At 53.5% G+C, this 13,197-nt stretch carries 13 protein-coding genes; 9 read left to right on the top strand and 4 right to left on the bottom strand.

Annotated features, from left to right (window positions below):
• Positions 1 to 131 precede the first annotated feature (131 nt).
• From gap to ppdK, 3 genes are read left to right on the top strand one after another with little or no spacing between them, the layout of a single operon-like run.
• On the top strand, positions 132 to 1,178 hold the full coding sequence (gene gap, locus PUT07_RS09770; protein ID WP_379239647.1) for a type I glyceraldehyde-3-phosphate dehydrogenase: 1,047 nt from the start codon (positions 132 to 134) through the stop codon (positions 1,176 to 1,178).
• On the top strand, positions 1,157 to 1,324 hold the full coding sequence (locus tag PUT07_RS09775) for a GapA-binding peptide SR1P (RefSeq protein ID WP_274467768.1): 168 nt from the start codon (positions 1,157 to 1,159) through the stop codon (positions 1,322 to 1,324). The genes gap and PUT07_RS09775 overlap by 22 nt, the downstream gene beginning before the upstream one ends.
• Positions 1,324 to 4,038 carry a pyruvate, phosphate dikinase gene (gene ppdK / locus PUT07_RS09780; protein WP_274467769.1) on the top strand — a complete coding sequence of 905 codons (2,715 nt, stop codon included), beginning with the start codon at positions 1,324 to 1,326 and terminating at the stop codon, positions 4,036 to 4,038. The genes PUT07_RS09775 and ppdK overlap by 1 nt, the downstream gene beginning before the upstream one ends.
• Positions 4,039 to 4,088: 50 nt before the next feature.
• On the opposite strand, the gene PUT07_RS09785 is transcribed toward ppdK, so the two are convergent.
• Positions 4,089 to 4,556: a hypothetical protein gene (locus tag PUT07_RS09785; RefSeq protein WP_274467770.1), complete on the bottom strand. Its 468-nt coding sequence runs from the start codon at positions 4,554 to 4,556 to the stop codon at positions 4,089 to 4,091.
• Positions 4,557 to 4,761: 205 nt separating this feature from the next.
• Between PUT07_RS09785 and rfbG the strand changes: the two genes are divergently transcribed.
• From rfbG to PUT07_RS09810, 5 genes are read left to right on the top strand one after another with little or no spacing between them, the layout of a single operon-like run.
• Positions 4,762 to 5,871 carry a CDP-glucose 4,6-dehydratase gene (gene rfbG / locus PUT07_RS09790; protein WP_274467771.1) on the top strand — a complete coding sequence of 370 codons (1,110 nt, stop codon included), beginning with the start codon at positions 4,762 to 4,764 and terminating at the stop codon, positions 5,869 to 5,871.
• On the top strand, positions 5,868 to 6,419 hold the full coding sequence (gene rfbC / locus PUT07_RS09795) for a dTDP-4-dehydrorhamnose 3,5-epimerase (protein WP_274467772.1): 552 nt from the start codon (positions 5,868 to 5,870) through the stop codon (positions 6,417 to 6,419). Before rfbG ends, rfbC begins: the two co-directional genes overlap by 4 nt.
• The gene (locus tag PUT07_RS09800) at positions 6,416 to 7,405 is read left to right on the top strand and encodes a glycosyltransferase family 2 protein (RefSeq protein WP_274467773.1); all 990 of its coding nucleotides are present in this window, start codon (positions 6,416 to 6,418) and stop codon (positions 7,403 to 7,405) included. The genes rfbC and PUT07_RS09800 overlap by 4 nt, the downstream gene beginning before the upstream one ends.
• An 8-nt stretch (positions 7,406 to 7,413) precedes the next feature.
• Entirely contained in the window at positions 7,414 to 8,106 is a 693-nt protein-coding gene (locus PUT07_RS09805) for a GNAT family N-acetyltransferase (RefSeq protein WP_274467774.1), read from the top strand.
• A 2-nt stretch (positions 8,107 to 8,108) separates the two neighbouring features.
• Complete coding sequence (locus PUT07_RS09810; RefSeq protein ID WP_274467775.1) at positions 8,109 to 9,239, top strand: DegT/DnrJ/EryC1/StrS family aminotransferase; 1,131 nt, start codon at positions 8,109 to 8,111, stop codon at positions 9,237 to 9,239.
• Between the two features lie 162 nt (positions 9,240 to 9,401).
• On the opposite strand, the gene PUT07_RS09815 is transcribed toward PUT07_RS09810, so the two are convergent.
• Both PUT07_RS09815 and rfbF read right to left on the bottom strand, forming a co-directional pair.
• Positions 9,402 to 10,379 (bottom strand): glycosyltransferase family 2 protein, encoded by a 978-nt coding sequence (locus tag PUT07_RS09815; RefSeq protein WP_274467776.1) that lies wholly within the window; start codon positions 10,377 to 10,379, stop codon positions 9,402 to 9,404.
• Between the two features lie 45 nt (positions 10,380 to 10,424).
• Complete coding sequence (gene rfbF, locus PUT07_RS09820; protein ID WP_274467777.1) at positions 10,425 to 11,195, bottom strand: glucose-1-phosphate cytidylyltransferase; 771 nt, start codon at positions 11,193 to 11,195, stop codon at positions 10,425 to 10,427.
• A gap of 227 nt (positions 11,196 to 11,422) precedes the next feature.
• Here rfbF and PUT07_RS09825 point away from each other — a divergent pair, with 227 nt between their 5' ends.
• Positions 11,423 to 11,641 carry a hypothetical protein gene (locus tag PUT07_RS09825; protein ID WP_274467778.1) on the top strand — a complete coding sequence of 73 codons (219 nt, stop codon included), beginning with the start codon at positions 11,423 to 11,425 and terminating at the stop codon, positions 11,639 to 11,641.
• Between the two features lie 48 nt (positions 11,642 to 11,689).
• Here PUT07_RS09825 and pdxR read toward each other — a convergent pair whose 3' ends face one another.
• Positions 11,690 to 13,129: a MocR-like pyridoxine biosynthesis transcription factor PdxR gene (gene pdxR / locus PUT07_RS09830; protein ID WP_274469268.1), complete on the bottom strand. Its 1,440-nt coding sequence runs from the start codon at positions 13,127 to 13,129 to the stop codon at positions 11,690 to 11,692.
• Between the last annotated feature and the right edge of the window lie 68 nt (positions 13,130 to 13,197).

Raw genomic sequence — 13,197 nt, forward strand, 5'->3', positions numbered from 1 at the left:
CATATATAATCAATAATCAGGAAATCAGCACGAAACTGCCCGTTTTTAACGATTTAATCAAATATATATTGTGCATTAAATACTTATATGATACATTTATGTCATACTAAATGAGGGTTAGGGGGATGGAGATGCGAGTTGCATTAAGCGGCACGGGAAGAATCGGCAGACTCTTCCTAAGGAAAGCGCTGAGCCACCGACAGGAGTTCGATGTTGCAATCATTAACGCAACATGCCCTGTACAGGTATTAGCGCATTTGTTGAAATACGATTCCGTTCACGGCACATGGGATGCGGCGATAGAAGTCGTCCATGACCAGGCCATCCGGATCAACGGGCAGCTGCTTTCCGTTTGTTCCCAGCGGGAGCCGGACCTGCTTCCCTGGAAGGACCACGGTGTCGAGCTGGTCGTCGATGCGACCGGCAAGTTCAATCACCGGCATGGTGCCGAGCGCCATCTGTTCGCAGGCGCGAAGAAAGTGCTGTTGACGGCGCCCGGTACCGATGTGGATTTCACGATGGTCATGGGCGTCAACGAAGGGCAGTATGATGCGAGGTCGCATCATTTGGTGTCCGCAGCCTCCTGTACGACGAACTGCTTGGCACCCATTTTGCATATTCTGGATCAAGCTTTTCACGTCCAATCAGGATGGATGACAACAGTGCATGCGTTTACGAATGATCAGAACCATTTGGACAATCCGCACAAAGATTTGCGGCGTGCCCGAGCATGCACGAATGCGATTATTCCGACGTCGACCGGTGCCGGTCAAGCGCTGACCGATGTGCTGCCCCATCTGGCAGACCGTATTCAGGGCCTCGCCGTACGCGTTCCGACGCAGGACGTTTCACTGCTGGATCTGCAAGTCGTTGCAGGCCGAGCCGTGACAACGGAGGAAGTCAAGCGCGCGATTCAGCAGGCGATCGCAGACGGAATGGACGCTTATGTGGCGTATAATGAACTGCCGCTCGTTTCGGCGGATTATATCGGTAATGAGAATTCAGCCATTATAGACGGTCTTACATTAATGACAAGAGATGATCAAATCAAACTGCTGGCCTGGTATGACAACGAATGGGGTTACACCTCCCGGGTCATCGACGCAGCAGCCCATATCTCACGTGCAGAACGCACGCATACAAAGGAGGGAACAGCATGTCTGATACAATCTGTGTAACCTTGACGGCTGTAAAGCCGAATGAGCTTGGCTTGGTGATTTGCAAATCCTGCAATGAGGTCATCGCAACGCTGCCTACAGATGGCTATAAGAAATTTTATGTGCTGTGCAAAGCATGCCAAGATCCGAACAAGGAGGCCAGCTAATGACAACGCAGAACCAAGTGGTTCCATTTCAAGAGGGGCATGCCGCAATGAAAGCTTTGTTGGGTGGAAAAGGGGCTAATCTCGCGGAGATGACGCGCGCCGGACTTCCCGTTCCGCCGGGATTTACGATTACGACAGCGGCATGTCTGGATTTCTTCCGCAGAGGCAGCCGGCTCTCGGATGAGCTGCTGGAGGAAGTGGAACAGTCTCTTCATGCCTTGGAGCAGCAGAGAGGCCAAACCTTCGGCGACAGCGCGAACCCGCTGCTTGTATCCGTTCGTTCCGGATCGGTATCGTCCATGCCGGGGATGATGGACACGATTCTGAATCTGGGCCTGAACGATAAGACGGTGCAAGGATTGGCAGCGCTTACGAACAACGAAAGGTTCGCTTACGACTGCTACAGACGGCTGATCCAGATGTTTGGGAGCGTCGTGCTGGGGATAGACTCCGGCTGCTTCGAACACGAACTGCATCGGTTGAAGGAAAGGGAGGGAGCCGGCTCCGACCAGGATGTAACGGCTGGCGGTTGGAAGGAGCTGGTCCAAGCATATCAAGCTTGCATCATGAACCGAACGGGCCGTCCTTTTCCGCAGAACGTCTATGAGCAGCTGCGCATGGCGATTGAGGCCGTCTTCAAGTCTTGGAACAATCCGCGAGCGCACATTTACCGCCGCATGCACCGGATCCCGGACGATCAGGGAACGGCCGTCAATGTGCAGAGCATGGTGTTCGGCAATATGGGCCCGAACTGCGGAACGGGGGTGGTTTTTACGCGGAATCCGTCTACCGGAGAGAATGCTTTTTTTGGCGAATATTTAATCAACGCGCAAGGCGAGGATGTCGTCGCAGGCATCCGGACGCCGCTCGCCATCGCATCGCTGGAGCACGAGATGCCTGAGATTTATGCGCAGCTGACAGGAGCAGCCAAGCAGCTGGAGAAGCATTACAAGGATATGCAGGACATTGAATTTACCGTTGAAAATAACAGGCTGTATTTGTTGCAAACGCGAAACGGCAAGCGCAACGCGCAAGCCGCCCTGAGAATTGCCGTCGATCTGGTCCAAGAGGGTGTGTTGACGAAGGCGGAGGCCGTAGGCCGGATCGAAGTGCTGCATCTGGATCAGCTGCTTCATCGAGGGCTGGATGAGGAGGCCATTCAGCAGCAGAAGCAGCAGCAGAAGCTGAATCTGAAGGAGCTTGCCCAAGGACTTCCGGCGTCGCCGGGCGCCGCAGTCGGGCAGGTCGTGTTTGACGCCGATACGGCCGAAGCCTGGAATCGCGCCGGCCGGCAGGTCATTCTCGCCAGAATCGAAACGACGCCTGAAGATATTCACGGCGTTATCGCATCGGAAGGCGTGCTGACCGGCCGGGGTGGAATGACGAGCCATGCCGCTGTCGTGGCTCGAGGAATGGGCAAGCCTTGCGTTTGCGGCTGCGAGGAGATCCGGATTGTGCCGGATGAGAAGCGCATGATCGCAGGAAGCGAAACCGTGGAGGAGGGGGACTGGATCACCCTCGACGGCGCCACAGGCCGGGTGATTCTAGGCGCTGTGCCGCTGCATGAAGCGAAGATGACCGACGAGCTGCTCGTCATGCTGGGCTGGGCGGATGAGATTCGTACGCTGAAGGTGTTCGCGAATGCGGATAATCCGCAGGATGCGGCGCTTGCCCGGCAGCTGGGCGCGGAGGGGATCGGCTTGTGCCGGACCGAGCATATGTTTTTCTCGCCTGCGCGTCTGCCGGCCGTCCAGCGCATGATCCTTGCGGACAACCGGGATGAGCGCTTGAAGGCGCTGGACCAATTGCTGCCTATGCAGCAGTCGGATTTCGCAGATATGTTCGAGGCGATGGACGGACTTCCGGTCACGATCCGGTTGCTGGATCCGCCTTTGCATGAATTTCTGCCCAGTCTCGATGAGCTGCAGAAACGGTATGCCCAGCTGACCTATGATCGCGATAGTTCCGTGAAAGAAAAAGAGGAGGTCGCGCAGCTGCTGGGCAAAGTGCAGGCGCTGCACGAGGCGAACCCGATGCTGGGACAGCGGGGCTGCAGGCTAGGCATCGTGTATCCGGAAATATACGATATGCAGCTGGAGGCGATTTTCCGTGCTGTGTCCGGCTGCATGGATAAGGGCGTCCGGGTGCTGCCGGAAATCATGATCCCGCTTGTCGGCCATGCGAGCGAGCTGCGAATTGTCAGAGAGCTTGCGGACTTCGTTGCCCGGCAGGTATTGGGACCCGACAAGCTGCGGGAATGTGCCTACAAGGTCGGGACGATGATCGAAGTGCCGCGAGCCGCACTTACGGCGCACCAGATTGCTGCACATGCCGATTTCTTCTCCTTCGGCACCAACGATTTGACACAGATGACGTTCGGCTACAGCCGTGACGATGCGGAAGGCAAGTTCCTCACGCATTATGTCAATCAGAAGCTGCTGCCGCACAATCCGTTTCAAGTGCTGGACGTCGAGGGAGTGGGGCAATTAATCGACCTTGCCGTTCGTACAGGGCGGTCCGTGAAGCGATCCCTCAAAACAGGCATCTGCGGAGAGCATGGCGGGGACAGGGAATCGATTCTGTTCTGCCACCGGATCGGACTGGATTATGTAAGCTGTTCACCTTACCGGATACCGCTCGCACGGATCGCCGCCGCACAAGCATTCCTCCTGTATGGCGTGCCCGGAGCAAACGAAGCGGCTCAAGCGATATAAATAAACATAAAAAAGGTTGGTCAGGGAATCCTGACCAACCTTTTTTGGCATTAGTTAATGACTTTCAATCTTCTCAACAAAGCGACGATGGATTCTTGGTTCAGGGAACCAAGCTGCGCTGTAAGGAAAGCTTCGATTTGCTGGAGCAGGGCACGAATGGCTGGCAGGTTGGCAGTGATGTTTTCGGGTGTCGGATTTGCTGCGATTTGTGTAACTAGTTGTTGAACAGTTTGCAAAAGCCCGGAAAGTGTACCGTCCGTAAGAAAGTTTTGACCTAGTAAGCCGCTAACTTGGTTCAGAACGTTTTGCACTTCAGTCCAAGTGTTGTCTCCAAGGTTTAGTTTGCCGATTTCGGCTTGAATGCGACTAACCAATTCGGAGTCCGTACCGGACAGCTGCTCATCCATAGTAGCTTGAAGTTGACCAAGGCGCTGCAAAACATTGCCGACCGGTCCTTCAGTCACTCCTCCTGGGAGTTGTTTGAGCATCTCTTCAAGTTTTTGTAAAAGTTGACCCACTTGCAATCCCTCCTCTCTAGTAAACATCTTATGAGCGTTCCAGAGGTTTTGCTTGTATGCTAGTCTATTAATTTTTTAGAAGAATAGATGGCTGCCGCTGACGGATTTGAGAGATGAAACATACGATATTCTGATATGAAAAACTTGATAGAATCTATAAATCTATCTGTTCGTATCCATTTTTTTGGAAAGGGGGGGTTACGCGATGTCAAATAGCCAAATTCGGATCAATCCCGATTTCTGGAGAGGCAAGAACGTTCTGGTCACAGGGCACACAGGCTTTAAAGGAACCTGGTTGAGCTTATGGCTGCACAGTATGGGAGCGAAAGTGACGGGGTATGCTTTGGAGCCGCCTACAGATCCAAGTCTGTATAAGCTTTGCAGGATGGATAAAATTGTTACTTCTTATATCGCGGATATTCGGGATTTGAGCGCTTTGCAGGCAGCCATTCAGGAATCGGCTCCCGATATTGTATTTCATTTGGCGGCCCAGCCGCTGGTCCGAGCTTCGTATTTGAATCCTGTCGAAACGTATGAAATAAACACGATAGGAACAGCTCATGTGCTGGAGGCCGTACGCCGGGCTTCGGCCGAAGGGGCTCCGGTGCAAGCCGTCATTCATGTGTCGACGGACAAATGCTATGCGCCGCTTGCCGAAGAGCGGGGATATATGGAGACGGACATGCTGGGGGGCGCGGATCCGTATTCGAACAGCAAAGCTTGCGCCGAGTTGATCGTTGCCAGCTATCGTCAAGCCTACCGGCATGCGGCTGGCTCTTCAGGCAGGCAGGTACTCCTTGCGTCCGTAAGGGCGGGCAATGTGATCGGCGGCGGAGATTGGGCCGCAGACCGGCTTATCCCGGATACGTTCCGGGCGATTCTGCGGGGGGAACCGGTTAAGCTGAGATACCCGCAAGCGATACGGCCTTGGCAGTATGTGCTTGAACCGCTGCATGGCTACTTGCTTGTCGCGCAGCAATTGTTTGAAGACAGCGGCAAGGCGCAGGCGTGGAACTTCGGACCGAACGATAGCGACACGGTTTCCGTGGAGCAAGTCGTGAAGGATTTGTGTGCCAAATGGGGAGACGAGGCGTCTTACCTCATCGATCAAGCGGAGCATCCCCATGAAGCTCATGTCTTGCGGCTCGATTGCAGCAAGTCCCGCCAATTGCTGGGATGGTCCCCGCGCTGGAATTTGGATACGGCCGTTACGAAGTCGATTGAATGGATGAAGGCTTACATGCTTGGAGAAGATTGCAGAGCCATATGTAACAGGCAAATCTTGGAGTATGAGGAGGGGGAGGGAAACGCATGATCATCCAGCCGGGGAAGCTGCAAGGCATTTATGACATCACGATGTCTCCGAATCAAGATCATCGCGGTTATTTTGCCCGTTTATACGATCAGGAGATCATGTCGGCGCATGGTCTTCACCGCAACTGGGTGCAGGAGAACCGCTCCTATTCCATAAGAAAAGGTACGATACGGGGGCTGCATTTCCAATTCGCGCCGCACGCCGAAACGAAGCTCATCTGGGTCAGCCGTGGCGTGATACTCGATGTTTTCGTCGATGTCAGGTTAGGTTCGCCAACCTTTGGCTGCTATGACAGCAGGCTGTTATCCGAGAACAGCGGCCAACTGGTTTACATTTCGCCGGGATTTGCTCATGGCTTATGTACGTTGGTTGACAACTGCGAGGTTGTCTACAAGGTCGACAATGTCTATTCGCCTGCGCATGAAGGGGGAATTGCGTGGAACGACCCGTCCCTGAACATTCCTTGGCCCGTCGAACTGCCGATTATGTCGGAGAAAGACCGGAAGCTTCCAACACTTGAACAATTGAAGAAGGAGAGATTGAGATGAATCCACTCGTAAGTATTCTAATACCTACGTATAATAGGCCGGATTATTTTGAGCAAGCGCTCAAGAGCGCGCTCGCCCAGACGTACCCGAACATTGAAGTGGTCGTGAGCGACAACAGCGAGACGAATGCCACCGAGCTGGTGGTCCAGAAGTATCAGGCGATGCCGGGCGGCAGCCGAATCCGGTACGTCCGCAACGCACAAAATATCGGACCGATCGCCAACCAGCAGCAAGCGCTGAATATGGCTTATGGCGAGTTCGTTAACTATTTGATGGACGACGATTTGTTTCACCCGCAAAAGATCGAGAAGATGATGGCGTATATGCTGCAATACCCGGATGTGACGCTCGTCACCTCGCAAAGACGGGTGGTCAATTCCAAGGGCAACCAGCTCTATGTGCCGCCGATCGGGACGTTCAAGCTGCTTTATCCCAAAGATACGGTTGTGGACGGCCGGATTTTGACCAAAAGGCTGCTTGAAGATAAAACCAACTATTTGGGCGAGCCCACAACGGTCCTGTTCCGCAGAAAAGATCTCGTTGAACCATTCGGCATGCTCTTGGGCAGACAGGTTTATTTTGCGGTAGACTTGGCATCTTGGCTGAATCTGCTGGATAGAGGAAGAGGTGTCTACATGGTTCAACCGTTAAGCTATCTGCGCTATCATTCCCAGCAGCTGTCACAGCATGAAATGGCCAAAACGGTTGCCAAAATGGATGTTGAAACGTTCAAAAATTTTGCCGTTCAGAAAGGATACGCGACGCCGCAGATGATCAAAGATTTCGAGAAGCAGCAAGAGAAGAAAAATGAACAGCCGAAGCAGCAAAAGTCGAATCAGAAGACGATCCAGTTGATCGATCAGAAATTGCTTCAGGATACGGTACAAAAAACTTTCATAAAACTGGTCTCGAATGTAAAGCCGAGCGTGATTCCAATCCCCTATGTGAAACAGAACGGGAAAAAGAAAAAGAAAAAGAAAGGATGATTAAGCCTGTGAAAGCGATTCTTAAGGAATACAAACAGGCACAGGGCGAGCAAGTCTCGTCCTATTGTCTGCCTATTATCGTAGATGGCAAGGTTCTGGGCCGGCTCCGGCCGTTAACGGCAGAATCGATTGAGAATCAGGAGGAAATCAAAGCGCTTATGGAATGGCGTGAAGCTGCAGGCAGCTGGTTTGCCACGCAGTTCCCGGCAACGGAGGAAGGGACGAAAGCTTGGGCCAAACATCAGATTCTGGATGCCGATGACCGGATTTTATTCATTTTGGAGGATGAGGAGCAGACGCCGATCGGGCAGATCGGGTTGATGCATTACGATGAAGTGGCCAATACCTGCGAATACGACAATTTGCTGCGCGGCCGCAAAGGCAAATACGGCAACATCGTGCTGCATGCGCTGCTTACCTTGGGCGGTTGGAGTCTGCGCGAGCTCGGTATCCGCAAAGGATATTTGAATGTGCTGTCGGACAATGTCCGGGCGATTCATCTTTATGAAACGTTAGGCGCCGTCGAGGTCAAGCGGGTACCGCTGCGCAAAGAGGTGCAGGGCGAATTCGTCCGCTGGATTCCCGCCGAGGGACAGCTTGAAGGGGAGCCCGAACGGGAAATGGTTACGATGGTCGTGACCCGGGAGGCGTTCATCCGCAGATTCGGCGGCATGGTTGAGATGGGTTCGGGGGAGGGATAATCATGGAAATCAGACTGTTTAAACCGTCCGTCGGCAGCGAAGAAATGGCCAGCATGGGGGAGGTGTTCGACAAAGCCTGGCTCGGACTCGGTCCCCGCGTAGGCGAGTTCGAGAAGAAATGGAGCGATTACATTGGCAGCGCCGAATCGGTTGGGGTGAACTCTTGTACGGCCGCGCTGCACTTGGCGTTGTCCGCTTTCAAATTCCCGCCAGGGAAGAAAGTGCTCGTTCCTGTCGTGACGTTCGCTGCGACGGCGATGGCCGTTCTCTACAATGGACTCGTACCGGTCTTCGTGGATGTGGACGAACGAACCTTCGGCCTTTCCTTGGAAGATCTGGAACGCAAATACGATGCGGACTGCGTGGCCGTCATTCCCGTGCACTTCATGGGGCATCCCGTGCCAATGGATGTCCTGGTCCCTTGGGCCAAGGCACGCGGCTTGAAAGTCATTGAGGATACGGCACACTCGGCCGGCGGGAAGTATAGGGGCAAGTCGCTCGGGACATGGGGCGATATCGGCTGCTTCAGCTTTGAGGAGAAGAAATGCATGACGACCGGTGACGGGGGGATGATCTCCTCGAACGATCCGGAGCTGCTGCGGCCGCTGCGGCACTCGCGCTGGGTCGGCATCAATAAGGATACATGGGAGCGCTATGAGCAAAATGCTTCTTACCATGCCGATGCAAACTCTTGGTATTATGAGATTTCGGATGTCGGCTATAAATACAACATGAACGATCTGATGGCTTCCATCGGCCTCGTACAGCTCGGGAAGCTCGATAAAATGAACCGCCGGAGGGAAGCCATCATCGGTCAATATGTCGCCGGTCTTGCCGGCTCCAACCATGTCCGTCCGGCGATACCCTACCGGCTGCAGGATTCCTCTTACTGGGGATTCGTCGTGCGGGTGAAAGATCGCGAGCGGTTTATTCTGCATATGAAGAGCAAAGGCATTGCTACGGGCGTGCACTATATGCCGCTGACGATGCATCCGCTCTTCGCTTCTTATGCGGCGGAAACGCCGGTCGCTCAAACGCTGTGGCGTGAGCTCGTGACACTGCCGCTGTTCCCGGACTTGACGGACGAAGAAGTCGCGTATGTGCTTGAGAGTGTGCATGCCTATACGCCGTAAGGCATAGATAGACCGTCCCTTTGCTGCGGACGGTCTTTTTGGTTGAACGGCCTGTCCGGCCGCAGAACGAACCCGGAGGCTGCCTTTGCCGCGCACAGCGGCAGCAAACATAAAAAACAGCGGCACCACCGCTGTTAAATTCGCCGAAGGCGGCCCTCAAGCTCAGCCCTTCTCCAGCCGCTCGGCCAACCGCTTCAAGTCCTTCGCCTGCGCGGACAGCTTCTTCATCTTCCCGCATACGCTCGCAAGCCGGCGCACTCTGAGCAGAAGCTCTTTCGCGTACTGGCCGTTGGTAGCTTCGTTCCACTGGGGGAACTGCTTCAGCATGGTTTTGGATAGTCTGTTCACCAGTTCGGCGAAAGCTTTCGGGTCATCGAATATGCCGTTCTGCTGGGCTATGAGCGTGGCGTCGATCCAGTCGCATTTGCGCCCCATACGGGACAGCAGCGTCTTGGTCAACTGCTCCGGATGCTTTCTGAACGAGCTTAGCGGCTGCTGCAGCATCACCGCGTTTTTGTTGCTGAGCAGCGCGATCCATGTCGCGACATCCACATTATTGTAGGCCTGGCGGCCGCCATAAGACCCGAAGGGCTCCGTAAGGTCATCTTTGCGGAAAAGTCCCGTCGTCGGCTCGCCGATGTAGTTTTTCGTATCGGTAAGCATGCGTTTGATGAGCGACCGTCCTGGGATGACAGGCTTTCTTGAGCCGGCCAATGAGTAGAGGCTATCGGAGGAGATACTGACCGGCAGCCCCGAGCCGTCAATAATTTGCCTGCGGGAGAAGACGAGCCCGACCTTGGGGTCGGAGACGAGATAAGGAACCATCAGCTCAATCTTTCGGGGATGAAACAAGTCGTCATCCATAAGATAGTTGACATACTCCCCGGTTGCGAGCTGGAAACATCTCTGCTGATTAGCGATAGGACCGATGTTCGCTGCATTTCGTATATACCTGATGGCGGAGCCACGCGGTGACGAGAGGTGCGATTTCACCACTCGCTCCGTCGCATCGTCCTCACTGTTATCGCAAATGATAATTTCAATACGAGGGTATGTCTGGCTGAGAGCACTGCGGAGTGCTTGTTCCAGATAGAGAGGCCGGCGGTAAGTGGGTATTAAAATGCTGACAAGTGGTATCATCGGACTTCTCCTTTCATCACCGTATGGAGCCCGCGACGCTGCGGTTTACCAAATTTTCCAGGGAGCTTGCCCCGACTCCCAGAGCTGCTGCAAATACTGCTGATCCCGCAAGGTGTCCATGGCGTACCAGAAATCGGTATGCTTGTAAGCATGCAATTGTCCGTTCACGGCCAGCTGCTCAAGAGGCTCTTTTTCAAAGTGAGTGGCATCCCCTTTGATATAATCGAAAACTTCCGGCTGCAGGACGAAGAAACCGCCGTTAATCCATCTGCCGTCGCCTTTCGGCTTCTCCAGGAACTTCACAACTTCATCTCCGCTTCCGAAGGTAAGACCGCCGAATCTGGCCGTAGGCTGAACGGCCGTGAGGGTTGCGAGTTTGCCATGAGCTTGGTGGAATGTCAGAAGTTCCGGCAAATGAACGTTCGTCAGCCCATCCCCGTAGGTCAAGAGGAAGGGCTCATCCCCGATATATTTCTGAATACGCTTTACACGGCCCCCGGTCATGGATGCATCGCCCGTATGAACGAGCTTAATTTTCCAAGGCTCTGTCGGGTGGGACAGATAGGAAGCAGTGTTTGTTGTCAGGTCAATCTCCATATCGGACTCTTGCAGGGTGTAATTGGCAAAATAATCTTTAATGACGTGCCCTTTATATCCTAGGCATATAATAAACTCATTGAACCCGTAAAATGAGTAAAATTTCATAATATGCCACAGAATAGGTCGATCGCCAATGAGAATCATAGGTTTAGGCTTGGAGTGAGTTTCTTCCCGGAATCTGGTGCCGAATCCGCCAGCCAAAATAACAACTTTCATTCTCATTCTCCCCTCTATGGTTCTAAAACTAGTACTACAGTATTATATGTAAATCTCTTCCTATTGACAGAGACAACTATAAATAGATTCATAATCGGGCAGCCGGGCATGTGGAGCGGGAAAGTGGATGGTATAAAATTCGCGGAAGTGGAGGATGAATCTCAGACTGTTTTTGGCTATAATAACAACAGAAGAACTTTCAATAAAACCAAAGTGGGGTAATCACAATGGATATGTATATCTACTATTCGATCTTTTCGATTATATTGCTGGCTGGTTTAGTAACCACATTCATGGTTGGCTTCTCTCGTAAGAACCGGGAAGGCGATACGACGTATTTTCAAAAAACCGGGGTCAAATGGGTGCGGCTTACATCCTTCTATGTCGTTTCGATCGCAGCGGGGCTGTTAGCTCTGCTAGCTTATATCCGATATTTGCTTCATTAAAAAAAGACCGTATCTTTGCAGCTCTCAGGCAAAGATACGGTTATTTTTTTATTTCATATGCTGTTGCAGCGCTTCGCTAAGTTGTGTAAGTCCGACACGCATGTCCGCGAGCGGCGGTCTGGCGAAGCTGATCCGCATGAATCCGTGATCGGAGCCGTACACGCTGCCCGGAACGAAAAGCACGCCGCGCTTGATCGCTTCGTCCAACAATTTGAAATCGTCGACTTGGCCATTGATTTTGCACCACAGATTCAGTCCGCCCTGCGGCTCGCTGAAGGTGACGGAGCTGCCCGCGGCTGCGCGCAATTCCTTCATTAGGGTATCGCGCTTCTCCAGCAGACTGTGGCGCAACAGCTGAATTTGGCGCTCGCAATGCCCTCCGGCGATGAAGTGGCTGGCGACCCATTGCGGGATGCGGCTCAAGCCGAAATCCATCTGCTGCCGCGCATCCGTTAACCGGCTGACGACCGCTTGAGGCGCGATTAACCAGCCGATGCGAAGGCCGGATGCGGCTATTTTGGAGAGGGATCCGATGTACAGGACGTTGCCTGTCGTATCCAGCGACTTCAAGGTCGGGGGCGGATCGCCGTGAAAGGCCGTCAAGGTGAAAGGGTCATCCTCCACAATAGGAATCCCCAAATCGGCTGCGATTTGCAGCAGTCGAATTTTGCGTTCCAGCGGCATGACGCTGCCGGTCGGATTCTGAAAGTTCGGATTCAGGAATAACATGCGAATCCGATGCTGCCGGTGCAGCGCCACGATATCGTCGGGATTCATGCCCATCTCATCGACGGGAAGCCGGACCAACCGCAGTCCAGCGGATTGGAACATCGGCAAGGAGTAGCAGTAGGACGGATCCTCGATCGCGACCGTATCCCCAGGGCTAAGCAAGCACTGAGTGATCAGGTACAAGGATTGCTGCGAGCCGGATGTGATGAGAATCGAGGATTCCATACTGCGAATGTCAAGCTGCTTCTCCAGATAGGGCACCAAAGCTTCTCTGAGCGGGGCATATCCCTGCGGGTCGTCGTAGCCGAGATCCTCCTCGAACGGCTGCTCGCGCATCAGCGCACGCACGATGTCGTTCGGAAACAGATCGGGCGCCAATTCGCCGCTGGCAAAATCGATCATATCTCCGGGCGCTTTGCGCAGCTCTTCGCGGATGCGGCGAATGAACGGCAGATTCGGCAGGAAGGTGCCGCCTTCCACATAAGTCCGCCAGTTCGGAGTTTGCTTCGGCGTAATCCCCCACTTATGGCGGGTTACTCGGGTCCCGCTGCCTTTGGCGCGCTCAATCAGGCCGGAGGCGAGCAGTTCGTCATATGCGAGAATGACGGTACTGCGATTAACGCCAAGGGCATCCGCCAATTTCCGTTCGGAGGGGAGTAAGCTTCCGGGCGGGAATTCACCGAAGGCGATCCGGCGTTCCATATAATCAGCGATTTGCTGGTAAATAGGCTTCTTAACAGTTCGGTCTGGCTTCCACATAACGGTGTCAACACCTTCATTATCAGTATTGCCTGGATTTAAAAAATATTGCAGAACCAGTATATCAT

This window comes from Paenibacillus sp. MAHUQ-63 (assembly GCF_028765165.1).
Taxonomy (GTDB): domain Bacteria; phylum Bacillota; class Bacilli; order Paenibacillales; family NBRC-103111; genus Paenibacillus_E.